Below are 20,276 nucleotides of genomic sequence, written 5' to 3'. Positions count from 1 at the left end.
TTTTTATGCCAGAATGCCTGTCGCAACAATCACGTTTCGCCGGGCGTCTTCAGCCAAAGTGCATTTTCGCCAATACGGGCGACCAGCTTGGAATGAGCCTCGAGGTCGACCACGGTCAGGCGCTCGGGCAGCGGGCTTGGGCGGTGGCCGATCTCGACCACCACATGCTCGGTGGTCTCGACAACATTGGCATCTTCGACATCCGACAACCCAAGGGCCGCCTGGCGACCGCCCAGCATCTCGATATAGACATCCGTCAGCAGTTCGGCGTCGAGCAGCGCGCCGTGCTTGGTCCGATGCGAATTGTCGATTCCATAACGGCGACAGAGCGCATCGAGGCTGTTGGGGCCCATCGGATGGCGGCGGCGAGCCAGCGCCAGCGTATCGACGACCCGGTCGGGCTCCACCGCTGGCAGATCGATCCGCTGAAACTCCGAATTGAGAAATCCCATATCGAAATTGGCGTTGTGAGCGACGTAACGTGCACCATCAAAAAACGCGACGATTTCTTCGGCAACTTCGGAGAACGCCGGCTTGTCGGCCAGAAAGGCATCGGTGATGCCGTGAACGGCAAGCGCATCGGGATGCACCTTGCGGCCAGCCGGATTGATGAAAAGATGCAGCGATCTTCCAGTCGGAAACTGGTTGTCGAGCTCGATGCAGCCGATTTCAATGATCCGGTCAGCCTTGTTGTCGAGGCCGGTGGTTTCAGTATCGAAGACGATTTCACGCATGCCGCTTGCCTTAACCCTGTTTGCTGGCGCCGAGCGCCGCAATGATGTCTGCGACCTGACGACGGGCCGGTTCCAGCCCCTGGCCGGTATCGATGATATGATCGGCGCGCGCGCGTTTCTCCGCATCCGGCACCTGTCGCGCCAGGATAGCCTCGAATTTTTCGACCGTCATCCCTGGCCGCGCCATGACGCGCTGGCGCTGGATATCGGCATCGCAGGTGACGACAACAACCACATCGACCCGGTTTTCGGCCCCGGTTTCGTAAAGCAGCGGAATGTCGACCAGCACCATGGCATGGCCGTCCGCCCGGGCCTGATCGACAAAGGCCTCCTCGCGGGCGCGCACCAGCGGGTGAATAATGGCTTCAAGCCTTTCAAAACCGGTCGGATCGGCAAGAAGCGTGCGCGACAACGCCTCGCGATCAACCGCACCATCAACCGTTGCTCCCGGGAAAGCGGCTTCAATCGGCTGCACTGCTTCGCCGCGGTAAAGCTCATGAACGATCTCGTCGGCGCTGATTACCGGAATACCGGCATTGCTGAACATTTCGGCGGTGGTCGATTTTCCCATGCCGATCGAACCGGTCAGGCCAATGACGATCATGCGTGCTGCTCCATGTCGGCAATTACCAATTGCCGAAGTTCGGTGGTGACTTCGGGCCTGATTCCAAACCATTTTTCAAAACCGGGCACGGCCTGATGCAACAGCATGCCGAGCCCATCGACAGTGGCAAGTCCCTGAGCGGCCGCCATCTTCAGAATCGGCGTTTGCAGCGGCACATAGACGATATCGGTTACCAGCGCGCCTGGTGCCATGGCTATGAAATCGAGTTCGGGAACCGTGGTTCCGCCCATGCCCAATGAGGTGGTGTTAACGAACAGGCCGGTTCCGATGAGGAGTTCCGGAAGATCCTCCATGGCGTGCGCGGAAACGCGCGGGCCGAACCGTTCGGCCAATTCACGGGCACGCGATTGGGTGCGGTTGACGATCCGCACCGAACCGAAGCCGCGCGCCAGGAGCGCATGAATGATGGCCCGGCTGGCCCCGCCGGCGCCCAGAACCAGCGCCGATTGGGTCTTGTCCCAGCCGGGTGCGCTGGCATCGAGATTGGCGGCAAATCCGTGCGAATCGGTGTTGGTAGCTTTGAGTTGGCCGTCCTCGCGCCAGACCGTGTTGACGGCGCCGATCTGTCGCGCAGTTTCGTCGGTTGTATCGACCAGTTCGGCGATGGCCTGCTTATGAGGAAGGGTGACATTACCGCCGGCGAAACCCGCAGCGCCATCCTTCAGACGGGCCACGAACTCCGGAAGATCTTTCGGTTTAATCTCTACCGGATCATAGCTGCCACCAATTCCGGCATTTGCCAGCCAGTAGCGGTGGATCAGTGGCGAACGCGAATGGCTGATGGGGTCGCCGATAACAAAGGCGCGCGGTGCATTCATTGCGACATCAACCATCGATGACTGCCAATTCGCGCAAATGGGCTAGTAGCGGCAGCAACGGCAGACCGACGATGGCGAAATAATCACCTTCGATGCGCTCGAACAACTGGATGCCCTCGCCTTCAAACTGGTAGGCGCCAACCGACGACAGAGCGCGGTCTCCGACATTGGCGAGATGACGACCGACAAAACCCGGGTCGAGTTGGCGCATCGTCATCCGCGCCACGGAAACATGACGCCAAAGAGTTTCACCATCCCTTGCCAACACCACCGCGCTGTTGAGCAAATGGGTGCGACCAGAAAGCTTGAGCAGCCGGCGCCGGGCCTGATCCATGTTTTCAGGCTTGTGGAAGATTTCACCGTCAAGCGATAGCGTCTGATCGGAACCGATGACGACGGCGCCGGGATGACGACTGGACACATCCTGCGCCTTGGCTTCAGCCAGAATTGTCGCCAGATCTTCAGCGTCCAGACCTTGCACGGTCTCTTCAACGGCGCGTTCGTCGATTTGCGCCGGCTGTGAAACAAATTTCAGGCCGGCGTTCTGCAGCAGCATTTTCCTGAAAGGGCTCGCCGATGCAAGGATGAGGTCGGGCGTCATGGGCACTCCTTCAATATGTCTTGCCGGGTCACCGGAACTAGTGCCACTTGGGCCGCAAGGCAAGGATTGCCGCGGCGGTTTCCTCGATCGAGCGGCGGCTGACGTCAATCACCGGCCAGTTGTGCCGTTCGCACAGCATGCGGGCATATTTGAGTTCCTCGCTGATCAGCGCGCGGTCAGTGTAGTGCTCACCATGATAGTCCGCGGTCGTGCCCAGCACCCGATTCTGCCGAACATGGGCAATGCGATCGACAGAGGCGACGAGCCCGACGACAAGCGGCTTCTTGGCTGTGATCAGGCCTTCGGGAAGCGGCACACCGTGAACAATCGGGATGTTGGCGGTCTTGACGCCACGGTTGGCGAGATAGATCGAGGTTGGCGTTTTCGAGGTGCGGCTGATGCCGAGAATGACAAGATCGGCCTCCTCGAAATCCGGCGGTAACTGGCCGTCATCATGATCAAGTGTGAAATTCAGCGCGTCGATACGCTTGAAATATTCCTCGCCCATGGCGTGCTGGGCGCCAACCCGACGACGGGACGGGGCACCGAGATAGGACTGAAACACATTGATCACCGGTTCCAGCACCGACACGCTGGGCAGGCCCATGTCGCGGCATTTGAGTTCGATGATTGAGGAAAGCTCTGCGTCGACGATGGTATAAAGCACGATGCCGGGGGCGCCATCGATGGCATCCAGCACCGCAAACAGCTGTTTGCGGGTTCTGATTAGCGGGTACACATGCTCGAGCGCCTGCGCGCCCTGGAACTGGGCGGCGGCAGCGCGGCCAGCGGCCATCAGCGTCTCGCCGGTCGAATCGGAGATGAGATGCAGATGGAAATAGTTTTTGGCCTGCTCCACAGGATTCTCCGATGGCTGTTGATAACCGGGGACAGGCTTGAGCTAAGTGAGCGGGCCCCCCGATGGCAAGGGACAAAGTGGGGTTTTATCCACAAAGGCGATTTCCGGGAGAGGCTCGGACGTTGTTTAGCCGGATTTGGGGACAAGCAATTAACCATGGACATGGCGAAAATGGGTTGATCGGGTGATATCTCTGAATCTGCAGCTTTATTCCCGACGGGCCCTGCCCCATATCCAACCAGGAGGCATGTTCATATAGGACGGGATTGGCTGAACAAGCTGTGGACAAGTTGTGGATAAAAGCCAATCCCCGTAAAACACAGAGTCATAGAATCAGAATCCTTTTCAGTAAGGATTTTCTTTAAGGGATAGACCATGGAAAACCCCGGTGATCGCAAGGTAATGAAGGTGCTGAGCGGAGAAACCGTGTTCCCGCCACCGATATGGCTGATGCGCCAGGCTGGTCGCTATTTACCCGAATACCGAAAGACACGGGCAACAGCGAAAGGGTTTCTCGATCTCTGCTACACGCCGGATCTGGCTGTGGAAGTGACGCTACAGCCAATCCGCAGGTTTGGCTTTGATGCAGCGATCCTTTTCTCCGATATCCTGGTGATCCCTGATGCGCTTGACCGCAATGTTCGCTTTGTCGAAGGTACGGGCCCATTGATGGATCCGATCTCCGCTGAAGAGATTGGTCGCTTGGATGGCAGTGGCATGCACGCACACCTGGCGCCGGTCTACGAGACGGTGCGGCGGCTGCGGGCGGAACTACCCACGGAGACCACCCTGCTCGGCTTCTGCGGGGCGCCTTGGACTGTGGCAACCTATATGATTGCCGGGCACGGAACCCCCGACCAGGCCCCTGCCCGGCTGTTTGCCATGCAGCATCCGGAAAGTTTTATGACGCTGCTCAAACTGTTGGCCGAGATGTCGGCCGATTATCTGATTGCGCAGATCGATGCCGGCGCAGACGCGGTACAGATCTTTGATTCCTGGGCGGGCGTGCTGTCAGAGGCAGATTTTTCCCGGTTCGCAATCGGGCCGATGAAGCGGATCGTTGATCGCATCAAGGCCGAACGGCCGGGCGTACCGGTGATTGGTTTTGCCAAGGGCGCCGGAGCGATGCTGGAAAATTACCGTGTGGCAACGGGCATCGATTGCGTTGGGCTCGACTGGACTGTGCCGGCAAAGCTCGGGCAAAAGATCCAGGAAGGCGGCGCGGTGCAGGGCAATCTCGACCCGCTCTTGATGGTGGCTGGTGGGACGGCGCTCGATCGGGGCGTTGACACGGTGCTGGAAACACTTGGCGGCGGGCCGCTGATCTTCAATCTCGGGCATGGCATCACCCCGCAGGCCGATCCTGAAAACGTCACACGGTTGATCAAGCGGGTGCGCAGCGCAGGCAACAACTGATGGGTCTCAAGGCGACAAGCGCCAGCGAGGGCCGCAAGGCACGGATCAAGGCTTCGATGTCGATTGCGGTTGTGGTCGTGCTGGCTTTGCTTGGCTGGTGGTTTGAACCTGACTGGCTCTATGGCTGGCTCAAGGTGCTGCATGTCGTGGCGGTGATGTCGTGGATGGTAGGGCTGTTTTACCTGCCGCGGCTGTTTGTCTATCACGCCGACGCTGTAGCGGGAGGTGAGGTGGCCACCACCTTCGTGGTGATGGAGCAACGGCTGGTCAAAGTGATCATGAACCCGGCGATGATGGTTTCCTGGGGGGTGGGTCTCTGGCTTGCCTGGAGCGGATTTTCGTTTGTCGGGCTTTGGTTGTGGCTCAAGATCGCTGCGGTAATCGGGCTGACGGTGTTTCACATGTATCTCAGCCGCTCGGCGAAGCGTTTTGCGCAGGGTGAAAATACCCTGACAGCACGGCAATGGCGGATGGCAAACGAGATTCCCACGGTGTTGATGATCGTTGTGGTGATCATGGTGATCATCAAGCCGTTCAGCTGAGGCTCGTGTTTTCTTCACTCGATCGGGCCTGCAGGCGCAAATGTCGCTGTTTCGGGGCTTGCAGCGTTTCACGTGAATCGCTATCTAACAGTCAACGCCTTCCCTAGGCGGGCGCCAGTCACAATCTGGTTGGCTTTCATGGCCGCGTCTAAATGCCCGTCTTTCCCCACGAATTTACATTCTAGACTTGGATTTCCCATGCAGGAAATGAAGCTTCAAGAGCTCAAAAACAAGAGTGCAACCGATTTGCTGGCATTCGCCGAATCGGTTGAAGTAGAAAATGCTGGTGTACTTCGCAAACAGGAACTGATGTTTGCTATCCTCAAGCAACTCGCAGCGCAGGAAGTCGAGATAATCGGCGAAGGTGTTGTTGAAGTCTTGCAGGACGGCTTTGGCTTCATGCGTTCTGCCAATGCAAACTACCTGCCTGGCCCGGATGATATCTATATCTCCCCTTCGCAGATCCGCCGTTTCTCGTTGAAAACCGGTGACACGGTGGAAGGCCCGATTCGCGGTCCCAAGGAAGGCGAGCGTTATTTTGCGCTGTTGAAGGTCAACACCATCAATTTCGAGGATCCTGAAAAGATCCGCCACAAGGTGCATTTTGACAATCTGACGCCGCTTTATCCCGATGAACGGTTCAAGATGGAAGTCGACAATCCGACCACCAAGGACATCTCCGCACGGGTAATCGATCTGGTAGCACCGATCGGCAAGGGCCAACGCGGGTTGATCGTGGCACCGCCGCGCACCGGTAAAACCGTGCTATTGCAGAACATTGCCCATTCAATCACCGCCAATCATCCGGATTGCTACCTGATCGTGCTGCTGATCGACGAACGGCCGGAAGAAGTGACCGACATGCAACGCTCTGTGAAGGGCGAAGTGGTGGCTTCGACCTTCGATGAGCCGGCAGTTCGCCACGTTCAGGTCGCCGAAATGGTGATCGAAAAGGCCAAGCGCCTGGTCGAACATGGCCGGGATGTGGTCATTCTGCTTGATTCGATCACGCGTCTGGGTCGCGCCTACAACACCGTTGTTCCGTCATCAGGCAAGGTTCTGACCGGTGGTGTTGACGCCAATGCCTTGCAACGACCGAAACGCTTCTTCGGTGCTGCGCGTAATATCGAAGAAGGTGGCTCGCTGACAATTATCGCCACGGCGCTGATCGATACAGGTTCGCGCATGGATGAAGTGATTTTTGAAGAGTTCAAGGGCACTGGCAACTCCGAAATCGTGCTTGACCGCAAGGTTGCTGACAAGCGGATCTTCCCGTCGATGGATATTCTCAAATCCGGTACCCGCAAGGAGGACTTGCTGGTTCCACGTCAGGATTTGCAGAAGATTTTCGTGCTGCGGCGTATTCTGGCTCCAATGGGAACCACCGATGCGATTGAGTTCCTCATCGACAAGCTCAAGCAGACGAAGACCAACAGCGATTTCTTCGATTCAATGAATACCTGATAGACCGCAGAATCGGTCTATTCGATTCGGATCCGGTACTATTATGCGAGAAACCATCTTTGCGTTATCGACCGGGGCGCCGCCAGCTGGCGTCGCGGTCATCCGCATCTCGGGTCCACGGGTACAAAGCGCGCTTTTGACATTGACGGGCAACGTGCCGCCGGCACGTATGGCGCGTCTCTGCAAAATCATCGGTGCCGATGGTGCGGTGCTTGATCAGGGTCTCGCTCTCTTTTTTCCTGGACCACACTCATATACTGGTGAAGACGTCGCGGAATTGCAAATTCATGGCAGCCGCGCGTCGATCAATGCCGTGCTATTAGCCCTTTCTGCACTTGAGGGCTTGCGAGAAGCCGAGCCCGGTGAATTCACCAGGCGTGCGTTTGAAAACGGCCGAATGGATCTGACAGCGGTTGAGGGATTGGCAGATCTGATCCAGGCCGAAACCGAAGCCCAGCGCAAGCAGGCACTTGGCCAGTCCGACGGCAACCTCAAGTCGCTTTATGGTAACTGGGCAAAGCGGCTTACCCATGCACGGGCGATGATTGAGGCAGAACTGGATTTTTCGGATGAGGAAGATGTTCCGGGATCGGTAACGGATCGGATCTGGCCGGACCTCGCATTACTGATAAAGGAAATCGAGGCGCATCTATCAAAAGCAAAGGCCGCAGAAATCATCCGGGAGGGATTTCGGATTGCTCTGATTGGCCCACCGAACGCAGGTAAATCGTCGCTGTTAAACTGCCTGGCGCAGAGGGATGTGGTGATTGTGTCGGAGACACCAGGAACCACCCGGGATGTGGTCGAGGTCCGGCTGGATATCGGGGGTTACCTGGTTTTGCTGCAGGACACCGCCGGTCTTCGGGAGACTGAAGACGCGGTGGAGCAGGAAGGTATCCGCCGCAGCATGGCGAGTGCTGACCAGGCGGACCTGGTGCTTGAATTGGTTGAGCCCTGCGCTTCCCCCTCTTCCGAATTACCACTAAGAAACCGGAAGGCCTTGCTTACGGTCAGAACCAAAATTGATCTTGCGGCTGATGATACTCCAGATGCTTCATCGACAGAATTGGCAGTATCGAGCAAGACCGGTTTCGGAATTGATGCTTTACTCGGCAAAATCGCCAATCGGTTATCCAAACTGGATTCTGAGGGTGGCTCTGGGCTACCAACGCGGTCCCGGCATGTCTTGTTGCTGGATCGGTGCCTATCTGATTTGAGGAAGTCGCTGAGAGAAGATGAATTGCCGATTGAAGTGCGTTCGGAACTGTTGCGAAGTGCGGCGACCCATATTGGCAGGATTACTGGTGCAGTGGACGTTGAAGACCTTCTAGATGTTATCTTTTCTGAATTCTGCGTCGGGAAATGATTCACGTGAAACACCTGATGGATTGGTCACCGTTCTAGGGCGTGACTCACGTGAAACACTACGACAGAATGAACTTCTTGTTTCTCCTACCGGCCGGATTTGTTTCACGTGAAACGTTTCTGACTTGACTTGAGGCTCCGCATCACCAAAAACCCTTCCATCCGGAGAATACCCATGCGTTATGATGTGATCGTGATTGGCGGTGGCCACGCAGGCAGCGAAGCGGCTGCGGCATCTGCACGCCTTGGCGTTAAAACGGCGCTGATTACGCATCGTCGCGACACTATCGGTACGATGTCGTGCAATCCGGCTATTGGCGGTCTTGGCAAAGGTCATCTTGTCCGCGAGATCGATGCGATGGATGGGTTGATGGGCCTCGCCGCCGACAGCGCAGGAATCCAATTCCGGATGTTGAACCGGCGCAAGGGGCCCGCTGTCTGGGGCCCGCGTACGCAGGCGGACCGCAAACTCTATCGTAAAGCTATCCTGTCTTTGCTAGAATCGACTGAGAACCTGGATATCATCGAGGGTGAAGTTGACGACCTGATAAATCCTGACGGGCAGGTTCAGGGCGTTTGCCTGAAGGACGGACGTCAAATTGAGTGCGGTGCCGTGGTACTAACGACCGGGACATTCCTGCGTGGACTGATCCATATTGGCGATCGCAAAATTCCGGCTGGCCGCATGGGCGAAGACCCCGCGCTGGGTCTTTCGGAAACACTGGAAAAGGCGGGGTTCGCGCTGGGGCGGCTTAAGACTGGCACGCCGGCGCGGCTCGATGGCAAGACGATCGATTGGGAAAAGGTCAGTTGGCAGGAAGCAGATGCCGAGCCTGTGCCCTTTTCCTTCATGACGGAGTCCATCACGGTTCCTCAGATCCGTTGCGGTATTACACGAACCAACACGGCTACCCACAAGATCATTCAGGATAATATTCATCGGTCTGCGATGTATTCAGGCCAGATCGGTGGCGTTGGCCCGCGCTATTGCCCGTCGATAGAAGACAAGATCGTGCGCTTCGGTGAGCGCGATGGACACCAGGTGTTTCTGGAGCCCGAAGGTCTCGAGGACGACACGGTCTATCCGAACGGCATATCTACATCATTGCCGGAAGATGTTCAGGACGCTTTTCTCAGGACGATGGCAGGGCTTGAGAATGTACGCATCATTCAACCCGGCTACGCGATTGAGTATGACCATGTTGATCCGCGTGAGCTGGGACAAACGCTTGAGACCCGCCGCATCGGTAGATTGTTCCTTGCGGGACAAATCAATGGCACAACTGGATATGAGGAAGCCGGCGCCCAGGGGCTGGTGGCCGGTTTGAATGCAGCGCTGCTGGTTCAGGGTCGGGAACCTTGTGTGTTCAGCCGCACAAATTCCTATATTGGCGTGATGATCGACGATCTGACCACGCGTGGAGTAACAGAACCGTATCGAATGTTTACGTCCCGGGCGGAATATCGTCTGTCGCTGCGTGCCGATAATGCGGAACAGCGGTTGACGCCCCTGGCGATCGAGCTTGGCTGTGTGTCAACGACTCGCCAGAAAAGGTTCGAGATCTATTTCGATTCGCTGTCGAAATGTTTGTCCGATTTGGAGACCCGTACGTTGACGCCGAACGAAGCTGCGAAGCATGGTCTGGTTCTCAACAAGGATGGAATGCGTCGGTCGGCGTTTCAGTTATTGGCTTTTCCGGAAGTATCACTTGAACAGATCCTGCGTGTCTGGCCGGAACTGTCCGCGTATGATCCCGGTATTCTGCGCGCTGCCTCGGTGGATGCCGCTTACGCGGTTTATCTTGTCAGACAGCAGCAGGATATTGTCGAGCGACGCAAGGAAGAGGGCAGATTGATTCCGTCGAACTTTGAATTCGAGGATCTTCCGGGCTTGACGACGGAATTGAAGCAGAAGCTTTCGCGGATCAGGCCGCCATCAATTGGGCATGCCGAGCGGATAGAGGGAATGACCCCTGCGGCGATCGCCTTGATTCTTGCTTATCTAAAGCGCGAAGCGAACTGCTGTTCGAAGAAGGTGGCATCGCTATGACAACGGGTTCCAAACAGATCTTGAGGGAAACCGAATCCGGCTTTGTTTCACGTGAAACAATGGATCGGCTGGAACTTTATGCAGCCCTGATCAGGAAATGGCAGCCTGCGATCAATTTGATCTCCCAGAAGACACTGCCGCAGCTTTGGGATCGGCACATTCAGGACAGTTTGCAGTTGTTTCGCTTGCAGCCGGCACCTCTCACCTGGATGGACATGGGCAGCGGTGCCGGTTTTCCGGGCGTTGTCATGGCGATCTGCCTCGCGGAAAAGGGTGCGGGTTGGGTGCATCTGGTGGAGAGCAACTATAAAAAGGCGTCTTTTCTGCGCCAGGCAGTTGCCCAAACCGGGGCGAGAGCCACTGTCCATCCAATGCGAATCGACGCCGCAAGGGAAAAGATCGGAAAAATTGATGCGATTTCCGCTCGCGCACTGGCCCCGCTGACCGATTTGCTTGGTCATAGCGCCGCTTTTGCGGCAGATAATGCGGATATCCAGTTATGGCTCCACAAAGGCTTGGATTACCCCGATGAAGTGCGTTCGGCACGTGACCATTGGACCTTTGATCTGATAGAACATCATAGTCTGCTGCAGGACGGATCAGCCATCCTTCAGATCAGCAATTTTTCCAAGCGCAACTAGTCGCGGACAATAGTCGATGCCAATTTCGAAAAACCGGATCATTACCATCGCCAACCAGAAGGGCGGCGTCGGCAAGACCACCACTGCCATCAATCTTGCCACCGCGCTGGCCGCGATTGGCGAGGAAGTGCTGATTGTCGATATTGATCCGCAGGGCAATGCCAGTACGGGGCTCGGAATTGACCGCAAGGACCGGGAGTTTTCGGCCTATGATTTGCTGACACAGAATGCCAGCGTCAGCGAAACGGTGATGCAGACCGCGGTACCGCATCTGAGTATCATCCCTTCGACCATGGATCTGCTTGGCGTCGAGATGGAAATCGCCGGCATGCCGGACCGGGTGTATCGCCTGCGCAAAGCGCTGCAGGCCGAGGATGCCAAAGCCTACAGCTATGTGCTGATCGACTGTCCGCCCTCGCTCAACCTGCTGACCATGAACGCCATGGCCGCCGCCCATTCGATCCTGGTGCCGCTGCAATGCGAATTCTTTGCCCTTGAAGGACTTAGCCAGTTGCTGGAAACCGTGGGGCAGGTCCGGACATCGCTCAACCCGACGCTGGATATCCAGGGCATCGTGATGACGATGTATGATTCGCGCAATAATCTTGCGTTGCAGGTCGTGGACGATGTCCGCGCGCATCTCGGCGACAAGGTCTACCGGACACTGATTCCGCGCAATGTGAGGGTTTCCGAAGCGCCGTCCTATGGCAAACCGGCAATCCTGTATGATCTCAAATGCGCCGGAAGCCAGGCCTATCTGCAATTGGCGTCGGAAGTAATTCAGCGGGAACGCAATCGTAAAGCTGCCTGATTCGGTTACCGGAACAGCGAGGGAATGGATTTGAGCATGTCAGAAGATGTATCCAGAAAGCGGCTCGGAAGAGGTCTCGCGGCACTGATCGGCGAAATCGACCAGCCGGCGACGCAGCAATCCAAGCCCTCGGTTTCGGCGGACCGTCTGGTGCCGATAGAACACGTGATCCGCAATCCGCGTAATCCGCGCCGCAACTTCAATGCGTCCGATCTCGAGGATCTGTCGCGCTCGATCCGGCAACATGGCGTGGTTCAGCCGGTGGTGGTGCGCAATGCCGACGGTGATCGCTATGAAATCATCGCCGGGGAACGCCGCTGGCGGGCCTCGCAGATGGCTGGTCTCGTGGAAATCCCGGTCATTGTGCGCGATGTTGATGATCGCACCGCGCTGGAAATCGCCATTGTCGAGAATGTGCAACGGGCCGATCTCAACGCCCTTGAGGAAGCTCAGGGCTATGAACAACTGATTGCCCAGTATGATTATACCCAGAACGATCTCGGTGAGGTGATCGGCAAAAGCCGCAGCCATGTTGCCAATTCGCTCAGGCTGCTGAAATTGCCCGAACAGGTGCGCACGATGCTGGCTGAGGGCGCATTGTCGGCTGGGCATGCGCGAGCCATTGTCTCGACCTCTGACCCGGTGGCGCTGGCCAAGCGTATCATCGATGGCGGCCTGTCGGTTCGCGATGCGGAACGGTTGGCACAGAAGGATGCCGAGCAGGCAAACCGGCCCGAGGGAACGGAACCAAAACCGGCGGATGCGAAAGATCCCGATACGTTGGCGCTCGAAAAAAGCCTGTCGGATGTGCTGGGTCTGAAGGTCCAGCTCGCCCACAAGGGTCAGGGCGGACAGCTTCGCGTCGAGTACAAGACGCTTGAGCAACTCGACGAGCTGTGTCGGCTACTTGGTAAAACAAACCATTAGAACCAATAGTTTATAGTTATCGGCTGAGCAGACAAGTGCGGAGAAGCGCTTGCCGGGCGATCGACGCTTCCAGCTGTGGGCGCTGTCGGGTAGCAAGCACGGCGTCGGACAGCCGCCGCATTTCTGCATTGATGGCGGCCAGCCGCCAATGCCTCAGCGCGCGCTCGACCACCGGCTTGCGCTTGAAATGGATTCCGCGGCCTCGCTCGGCCAGCACCTGGGCGGGCTGGCGCGACTGATTTTCTACCATGGCGCGCATGGCATCGAGTTGTTCAAACTGGGCTATGCAGCCGCGCAGGACCAGATAGACCGATGTCTTGGACGCAAGGATACGCGACAGCGCGGCCTCCAGCCGGACAGGATCGCCGGCAAAAACCGCGTCAATCGCATCATCGACCGACAATGCGGCGACATCGCCGATGGCCTCGATGATGTCCTCGTCGGTCACCGTGGCTGCGCCATGACAGTAGAGCGCCAATTTGCGCAGTTCGGCCCGGCTTGCCAGTCGGTCGCCACCCAGAAGCTGGGTTAACCGTTGTCGGGCATCACCCTGGATGGTCAGCCCGGCTGTGCCGAGCTCTTCATCGATTAGTGCCTGAACCCCGCGGGCGTCGTCAGCGTAGCAGGGGATAGCCAGCGCGGTCTTGGCGTTTTCGACTGCTTTGCGCAAGCCGCCGCCCTTTTTGAGATCACCGGCCTCAATCAGCAGATGTGATGAGCCCGGATCGGTATCCGCCACAGCCGCAAGAGCCTCGATCAGGCCGCGGTCGTTGCCGGCGTTCTTAATCCACACCAGCCGGTCACCGCCGAACAGGCTGATGGCGCCGAATTCATCGGCGAGACGACCTGGATCACCGGACAGATCCGAGGCCTCGAGCCTGAGAACCGCGAAATCATCCTTGAGATCAACGCCAGTCTTTGCCGCCACCTCGGCGGCGCGCTCGGAGACCAGGCCGCGGTCCGGGCCGTAGACCAGGATGATCCGGTAGGGTGTGCCCTGACGTCGGATGAAGCCTGCAAATTCATGAGATTTGATCTGGGCCATGCGTCGCCTGGTAACGGTTGGGGGCTACAGCGCCAGATGCTCACTCAAACCCGCAAAAATTGCTGTACCACGTTGAAATATTGTATGGTTTCGCCTCGACGAATTTGCCGAAAACGCCATATTCTACTGTGCGAGCGCAGCAGCGATATCGGCGCGGACAAGGGCTGCAGCCGAATGTGCCGCCCGATCTTCAGATTCCTGCCTGGCGCGGGTTTGCGCAAAGCTCTGGGAGGGAAGATCGAGTTGGGCATCGGCAAACCGCGACCCTGACTTGATGATTTCGCCGGTTTCCGCATCCTTGAGTGCATAGGTGGCGGTTACGGTCGTCCGCGCTGCGGAAAATTCGTTATCGATACCGCCTGGCAGAAGGCCGCTGGTTGATGCTCTAACGTTAAGATCAAGATCGTATCTGGCCGCCGTCTTTTCGCCGCCAAATCCGAGCACGAGCTCGTTGCGGACGATGCGCTCGACCCGATTCGTTGCCGGCGCTACCGCCACGGACTGATCCTGCCCGTTGTTGGTCGTGCCATAAAGTGGCCGCGCCTGACAACCAGCCAGAAGCGCCAATCCCAAGGTCAGTGCCACGAGCCTTGAGGTACGGCTCGACCCGAAACTTTCAGATGACAACATTGACGATCCTCTGGGGTACGATAATGAGTTTTCGCGGCGGATTGCCGCCAGTTGCGGCGTGGACGAAATCAAGCGCCAGAACCGCCTGCTCGACCGCAGCTTGATCGGCATCGCGGCCAATTGTCAAATCCCCACGCTTCTTGCCATTGATCTGAACCGGAAGCGTGACCTGATCGTCAGTCACCAGCGATGGATCATAGACCGGCCAGAGCGTGGTGGCTACCATGCCGTCATTGCCAATCAGGGTCCAGCATTCTTCCGCCAAATGCGGCATCATCGGCGCGATCAGGACGATCAGTTGATCTACAGCCTGTTTGCAGGCGGATTTGAGCGCCGGATCGGCCTTTGCCGCGGCAATGTCGGAAAGCGGCGCGGCGAGGCTGTTGACGAGTTCATAGAGCCGCGCCACTGCCTTGTTGAAAGCGAGCTTCTCTAGGTCTTCGCCAACCGCCTTAACGGTCTTGTGGGCTGCGCGTGAAATCTCAAGCGCCCTGCCCGTAGTTCCGGTCGCGGCTTCAACACCCTTGAGTTCCGGCGCAGCCTCGCCAATCAGGCGCCAGATCCGCTGGACAAAGCGATGGGCGCCCTCGACTCCGGATTCCGTCCAGATGACGTCGCGGTCAGGCGGCGAATCGGAGAGCATGAAGAAACGCGCGGTATCAGCGCCAAATCCGTCAATTATATCATCGGGATCGACCACATTCTTTTTCGACTTCGACATTTTCTCGATCGAGCCGATTGCAAGCGATGCTCCGGTTTGGGCGTGGCGGGCACTGCGCTTGCCGTCCTGCTCCTCAATCAGCACGTCCGCAGGCGCCACCCATTCGCCCTTGCCGCCACTTTCGGCCCGGTAGGTCTCGTGAACCACCATGCCTTGCGTAAACAGACCGCGGAACGGCTCCTTGAGATCTATATGGCCGGTCTTGCGCATAGCGCGGGTAAAGAAGCGGGAATAGAGCAGGTGCAGGATGGCGTGCTCGATACCGCCAATGTACTGATCGACCGGCAACCAGGCGCTGGCCACAGCCGGGTCAGTCGGGGTTTGGTGCCGTGGGGCGGTAAAGCGGGCAAAATACCAGGATGAATCGACAAATGTGTCCATCGTGTCGGTTTCCCGCCGCGCATCCTTGCCGCATTTCGGGCAGGCGACATGACGCCAGGTCGGATGATGATCGAGCGGGTTGCCTGGCGTGTCGAGGGTTACATCCTCCGGCAATTCAACCGGCAGATCCGCGACCGGTACCGGAACCACGCCGCACTCATCGCAATGGATCACCGGGATAGGCGCGCCCCAGTAGCGCTGACGGGAAAGTCCCCAATCGCGCAACCTGTAGTTGGTCTTACGGGCAGCCTGAGGTTTGCCACCGAGTAGCCGGTTTTCGAGCAGTTTAGTGACCTTCTCGAAGGCTGCTGCCGGTGTGAGCCCATCAAGATCGCGTGAATTGATCATTACGCCGTCGCCGACATAGGCTTCGTCGGTAATCACGAAATTGGCGGCATCTTCGCCCGCAGGCATCACCACCGGGGTGACCGGCAAATTGTACTTGCGTGCGAAATCGAGGTCTCGCTGGTCGCCTGAGGGGCAGCCGAAAATGGCGCCGGTCCCATAATCCATCAGCACGAAATTGGCGATGTAAACCGGAACTGTCCATTCCGGATCGAGCGGATGGATCACCCGCAAAGGCGTCTGCATTCCCACCTTTTCGGCGGTTTCAAGTGCTGCCAGCGAGGTACCGGCGTGGCGGCACTGGTCACAGAAGGCTGCAATCTTCGGGTCCTTGGCGGCAAGCTCCCGGGCGAGCGGATGATCGGCTGCAATTGCCAGGAACGAGGCGCCATACACCGTGTCGGGGCGGGTGGTGTAAACTTCGATATCGGTAGCCCCGCCAGCAGCGGCAGGATCGGTGATCTCCCAGCGCAGCGACAGGCCTTCGGATTTGCCGATCCAGTTTTTCTGCATCAGCCGGACCTTTTCAGGCCATTGATCGAGTTCATCGAGCGATTGCAGCAGATCCTCGGCAAAATCGGTAATGCGGAAAAACCATTGCGTCAGTTCTCGCTGTTCAACCAGCGCTCCGGAGCGCCAGCCGCGGCCGTCGATCACCTGTTCATTGGCGAGCACGGTCATGTCGACCGGGTCCCAGTTGACCTTGGAATTGCGGCGGTAGATCAGGCCGGCGGCAAGGAAATCGAGAAACAGCGCCTGCTGTTGCTTGTAGTATTCGACGTCGCAGGTGGCGAATTCGCGGCTCCAGTCGAGCGACAGGCCCATGGATTTGAGCTGGCGGCGCATCGCGTCGATATTGGCGTAGGTCCATTCGCGCGGATGCACCTTGTTCTGGATGGCGGCGTTTTCGGCAGGCATGCCGAAGGCGTCCCAGCCCATCGGGTGCAGAACATTGAAGCCGCGGGCACGCTTGTAGCGTGCCACCACGTCGCCCATGGCGTAATTGCGGACATGGCCCATATGGATCCGCCCGGAGGGATAGGGAAACATCTCCAGCACATAGTATTTCGGATCGGGACTGTCGTTGTCCGTCTCGAAAATCCGCGCCTGTTCCCAGGCTCGTTGCCAGCGGGTTTCCGCCTGTTTGGGATTGTACCGTTCAATTGCCATGTTGGATCACCAAAACCCTGTCCATTTTGGTCGCGACCTTCACCATGAAACCCGGCAAGCGTCAACCACTGAGGGGGTATTGTGGCACCATTGAACCGGCATTGACGGCGCTCGGGCGCAAAGTTGATGGGTCAGGATCGTTTGAGCCGGATCGGCAAGGACGTAAAACGCGATTTTTGATCGCCACATTGGCAAGTGCGGCAGGCTGGGCTAACACCTGAGAAGGACATGACCGACATGAGGAGCACAGTTTGAACGCGCAGGAAAACCTTCAACGAGTGCGGGCAGCAATCGCCGCTGCGGAAGCCGAAGCAGGCCGGGCCAGCGGCTCGGTGCGGCTGGTGGCGGTCTCCAAGACCAAATCTGCTGCAGAGATCATGCCGGTGATCGAGGCGGGTCAGCGGGTGTTTGGCGAAAACAGGGTCCAGGAGGCGCAGTCGAAATGGCCGCAACTCAGGCAAGATATGACCGATCTTGAACTGCACCTGATCGGTCCGCTGCAATCCAACAAGACTGCCGAGGCGGTGGCGCTGTTTGACGTGATCCAGACTGTTGACCGGGAGAAGATTGCCCGCGAAATTGCCCGCGAAATCAACAAGCAGGGCCGAAGCCCGGAGCTTTATGTCCAGGTCAATACCGGGTCAGAGCCGCAGAAGGCAGGTATTGAGCCGGATTCGGCCACGACCTTCATCGATCTCTGCCGGAACGAGTTGGGCCTGCAGATCAGCGGCTTGATGTGCATTCCGCCGGTCGATGAAAACCCGGGGCCGCATTTTGCACTGCTTGGCAAGATTGCCGACCAAGCCGGAATCGCGCGGCTGTCGATGGGCATGTCTGATGATTTTGAAACCGCGATAGCCTTTGGAGCGACAGAAGTACGGGTGGGATCGGCGATCTTTGGCTCGCGGTAATGGGCGCTACGCGCTGTTGTAATGCGAACCTGCATTGACTCTTTGATGGAATGGATGGAGCGCCCCGGCCGGGGCATATAGAAAAAGTGAACAACGCTAATCGATTTGATGTGATTTCCTAGTCCAATGTCTAGTTTCCGGCATGGTCTAGCCCGCCTAGGGTGGCGGCAATCGAGACAGACCAGTCTGTGGGAGGATGGTGTGATGACAAGCAGTTATGGTGAGGTTTATGGGAGCTGGCGCAAGGATCCGCTGGCATTCTGGATGGATCAGGCCGCGGCAATCGACTGGTATACCCCGCCTGAGACCGCCTTTGATCCGGATATGGGCCCCTATGGCGGCTGGTATCCCGACGGGGTGACCAACACCTGCCACAACTGTCTGGACCGCCATGTGGCGGCGGGGCGCGGCGAGCAGGCGGCGATCATCTATGACAGCGCGATTACCGGCGCCAAGCGTACCATCAGCTATTCGGCGATGCTTGCCGATGTCGAGGCGTTTTCGGGTGCACTTTCAGACAAGGGCGTTGGCAAGGGTGACCGGGTGATCATCTACATGCCGATGATTCCCGAAGCGCTGGTAGCGATGCTGGCCTGCGCGCGCCTCGGGGCGATTCACTCGGTGGTATTTGGCGGCTTTGCTGCTTCGGAACTTGCCACCCGCATTGAAGACTGCGAGGCAAAGCTTGTGATCTCGGCCTCATGCGGGCTCGAGCCGGGACGGATTGTCGCCTACAAGCCGTTGCTTGACGCGGCGATTGAGCAATCAGCCCACAAGCCTGAGGCAACCATCATTTTCCAGCGCGACGAGCACCGCTGCGAGTTGATCGAAGGCCGGGACTTCGATTATGCGGAACTGATGCAGGCCAATGTCGGCCGCAAGATCAGCTGCACCCCGGTGGCGGCAACCGATCCGCTGTATATCCTTTACACGTCCGGTACCACCGGACAGCCCAAGGGCGTGGTCCGCGACAATGGCGGCCATATGGCCGCGCTGTACTGGTCGATGCATGCCATTTACGGCGTGAAACCGGGCGAAGTGTTCTGGGCGGCCTCTGATATCGGCTGGGTGGTCGGCCACTCCTATATCGTTTACGCGCCGCTACTGCACGGCAACACCACCATCCTGTTTGAAGGCAAGCCGGTGGGCACTCCCGATGCCGGAACCTTCTGGCGTGTGATCGCCGAACATGACGTCGCAGTGCTGTTTACCGCTCCAACGGCGTTCCGGGCGATCCGCAAGGAAGATCCGCAGGGCAGCCTGATAGGCAACTACGACCTGTCGGGTTTCCGGGCACTGTTCCTGGCGGGTGAACGCGCCGATCCTGACACGATTCAATGGGCCGAACGGGTGCTCAAGGTGCCGGTGATTGACCACTGGTGGCAAACTGAAACCGGCTGGACCATCGCCGGCAATCCGATGGGTCTGGGGCTGTTGCCGGTCAAGTACGGCTCGCCGGCCGTGGCGATGCCAGGCTATGATGTCCGGGTGCTCGACGATGAGGGACACCCGGTGGCATCGGGTACGCTCGGCAATATTGTCGTCAAGCTGCCCTTGCCACCAGGCTGCCTGCCGACGCTGTGGCGGGCTGACGAGCGGTTCAACGACGCCTATCTCGCTGAATTTCCCGGTTATTACAAAACCGCCGATGCCGGATTTGTTGATGATGACGGCTATCTGTTCATCATGGCCAGGACCGATGACATCATCAATGTGGCCGGCCACCGGCTGTCGACCGGCGGTATGGAGGAAGCCGTATCCGGCCATCCCGATGTTGCCGAATGCGCCGTCATCGGCATTGCCGATGCGATGAAGGGACAGATTCCGGCGGGCTTCATTGTCATCAATTCCGGTGTTGACCGCAGCGATGACGAGATTGAGCGTGAAGTGGTCAAGCTGGTGCGCGACAAGATCGGCCCGGTGGCGGCATTCAAGATGGTGATGGTGGTCAAGCGTCTGCCCAAGACCCGGTCCGGCAAAATCCTCCGGGCCACCATGCAGAAAATCGCCGATGGTGAGAGCTGGAAAATGCCGGCGACGATCGATGATGCAGGCGTTCTCGAGGAAATTTCCGAGGTGCTGACAAAGCGCGGGATCGCCAAGATCGGCGATTGACCTAGCCTGCCGGTCGGGCCACTGTCCCGCCGCCCCACAGGAGCAGCGTCCCGACACCCGCGTTTGGTTGTCGGGCGCGCGCGCGTGTGGGTTGAACAGGGTATG

At 58.0% G+C, this 20,276-nt stretch carries 18 protein-coding genes; 10 read left to right on the top strand and 8 right to left on the bottom strand.

The window, feature by feature from the left end; all coding sequences use genetic code 11:
* Positions 1-29: 29 nt before the first annotated feature.
* The 5 genes from dnaQ to ACK6D9_RS02440 are packed head-to-tail and all read right to left on the bottom strand — an operon-like array spanning position 30 to position 3,637.
* A complete protein-coding gene (gene dnaQ / locus ACK6D9_RS02460; RefSeq protein WP_412050503.1) occupies positions 30-734 on the bottom strand; it encodes a DNA polymerase III subunit epsilon in 705 nt (234 codons plus the stop codon).
* Between the two features lie 10 nt (positions 735-744).
* Positions 745-1,338, bottom strand: a complete 594-nt coding sequence (gene coaE / locus ACK6D9_RS02455; RefSeq protein ID WP_412050502.1) for a dephospho-CoA kinase — start codon at positions 1,336-1,338, stop codon at positions 745-747.
* Positions 1,335-2,192: a shikimate dehydrogenase gene (locus tag ACK6D9_RS02450; RefSeq protein ID WP_412050501.1), complete on the bottom strand. Its 858-nt coding sequence runs from the start codon at positions 2,190-2,192 to the stop codon at positions 1,335-1,337. Before ACK6D9_RS02450 ends, coaE begins: the two co-directional genes overlap by 4 nt.
* On the bottom strand, positions 2,185-2,778 hold the full coding sequence (locus ACK6D9_RS02445) for a Maf-like protein (RefSeq protein WP_412050500.1): 594 nt from the start codon (positions 2,776-2,778) through the stop codon (positions 2,185-2,187). Before ACK6D9_RS02445 ends, ACK6D9_RS02450 begins: the two co-directional genes overlap by 8 nt.
* A 37-nt stretch (positions 2,779-2,815) precedes the next feature.
* Positions 2,816-3,637: a pyruvate, water dikinase regulatory protein gene (locus tag ACK6D9_RS02440; RefSeq protein WP_267654569.1), complete on the bottom strand. Its 822-nt coding sequence runs from the start codon at positions 3,635-3,637 to the stop codon at positions 2,816-2,818.
* A 375-nt stretch (positions 3,638-4,012) separates the two neighbouring features.
* Between ACK6D9_RS02440 and hemE the strand changes: the two genes are divergently transcribed.
* From hemE to ACK6D9_RS02400, 8 genes are all read left to right on the top strand, one after another.
* Positions 4,013-5,053 (top strand): uroporphyrinogen decarboxylase, encoded by a 1,041-nt coding sequence (gene hemE / locus ACK6D9_RS02435; protein ID WP_412050499.1) that lies wholly within the window; start codon positions 4,013-4,015, stop codon positions 5,051-5,053.
* Positions 5,050-5,595, top strand: coding sequence for a protoporphyrinogen oxidase HemJ (gene hemJ, locus ACK6D9_RS02430; RefSeq protein WP_412051710.1), 546 nt, complete (start codon positions 5,050-5,052; stop codon positions 5,593-5,595). Before hemE ends, hemJ begins: the two co-directional genes overlap by 4 nt.
* A gap of 198 nt (positions 5,596-5,793) precedes the next feature.
* A complete protein-coding gene (gene rho, locus ACK6D9_RS02425) occupies positions 5,794-7,059 on the top strand; it encodes a transcription termination factor Rho (RefSeq protein WP_267654566.1) in 1,266 nt (421 codons plus the stop codon).
* 43 nt (positions 7,060-7,102) lie between these two features.
* A complete protein-coding gene (gene mnmE, locus ACK6D9_RS02420; RefSeq protein ID WP_412050498.1) occupies positions 7,103-8,425 on the top strand; it encodes a tRNA uridine-5-carboxymethylaminomethyl(34) synthesis GTPase MnmE in 1,323 nt (440 codons plus the stop codon).
* Positions 8,426-8,599: 174 nt separating this feature from the next.
* Entirely contained in the window at positions 8,600-10,474 is a 1,875-nt protein-coding gene (gene mnmG, locus ACK6D9_RS02415; protein ID WP_412050497.1) for a tRNA uridine-5-carboxymethylaminomethyl(34) synthesis enzyme MnmG, read from the top strand.
* Positions 10,471-11,115 carry a 16S rRNA (guanine(527)-N(7))-methyltransferase RsmG gene (gene rsmG, locus ACK6D9_RS02410; RefSeq protein ID WP_412050496.1) on the top strand — a complete coding sequence of 215 codons (645 nt, stop codon included), beginning with the start codon at positions 10,471-10,473 and terminating at the stop codon, positions 11,113-11,115. The genes mnmG and rsmG overlap by 4 nt, the downstream gene beginning before the upstream one ends.
* 16 nt (positions 11,116-11,131) lie before the next feature.
* The gene (locus ACK6D9_RS02405) at positions 11,132-11,926 is read left to right on the top strand and encodes a ParA family protein (RefSeq protein WP_322989889.1); all 795 of its coding nucleotides are present in this window, start codon (positions 11,132-11,134) and stop codon (positions 11,924-11,926) included.
* A 36-nt stretch (positions 11,927-11,962) separates the two neighbouring features.
* Complete coding sequence (locus ACK6D9_RS02400) at positions 11,963-12,853, top strand: ParB/RepB/Spo0J family partition protein (protein ID WP_322989890.1); 891 nt, start codon at positions 11,963-11,965, stop codon at positions 12,851-12,853.
* 16 nt (positions 12,854-12,869) lie between these two features.
* Here ACK6D9_RS02400 and holA read toward each other — a convergent pair whose 3' ends face one another.
* From holA to leuS, 3 genes are all read right to left on the bottom strand, one after another.
* Positions 12,870-13,898 (bottom strand): DNA polymerase III subunit delta, encoded by a 1,029-nt coding sequence (gene holA / locus ACK6D9_RS02395; RefSeq protein WP_412050495.1) that lies wholly within the window; start codon positions 13,896-13,898, stop codon positions 12,870-12,872.
* 123 nt (positions 13,899-14,021) lie between these two features.
* Positions 14,022-14,528, bottom strand: coding sequence for a hypothetical protein (locus ACK6D9_RS02390; protein ID WP_412050494.1), 507 nt, complete (start codon positions 14,526-14,528; stop codon positions 14,022-14,024).
* Complete coding sequence (gene leuS, locus ACK6D9_RS02385; protein ID WP_412050493.1) at positions 14,515-17,145, bottom strand: leucine--tRNA ligase; 2,631 nt, start codon at positions 17,143-17,145, stop codon at positions 14,515-14,517. Before leuS ends, ACK6D9_RS02390 begins: the two co-directional genes overlap by 14 nt.
* A gap of 251 nt (positions 17,146-17,396) precedes the next feature.
* Here leuS and ACK6D9_RS02380 point away from each other — a divergent pair, with 251 nt between their 5' ends.
* Positions 17,397-18,056 (top strand): YggS family pyridoxal phosphate-dependent enzyme, encoded by a 660-nt coding sequence (locus ACK6D9_RS02380; protein ID WP_322990575.1) that lies wholly within the window; start codon positions 17,397-17,399, stop codon positions 18,054-18,056.
* A 204-nt stretch (positions 18,057-18,260) separates the two neighbouring features.
* A complete protein-coding gene (locus ACK6D9_RS02375; protein ID WP_322990576.1) occupies positions 18,261-20,171 on the top strand; it encodes a propionyl-CoA synthetase in 1,911 nt (636 codons plus the stop codon).
* The last annotated feature ends 105 nt before the right edge of the window (positions 20,172-20,276 follow it).

It is taken from the genome of Hoeflea sp. Naph1, assembly GCF_046837775.1.
GTDB lineage: Bacteria > Pseudomonadota > Alphaproteobacteria > Rhizobiales > Rhizobiaceae > Hoeflea.
The sequence above is the reverse complement of the archived record's forward strand: the minus strand, read 5'-3'. Positions and strand labels throughout refer to the sequence as shown.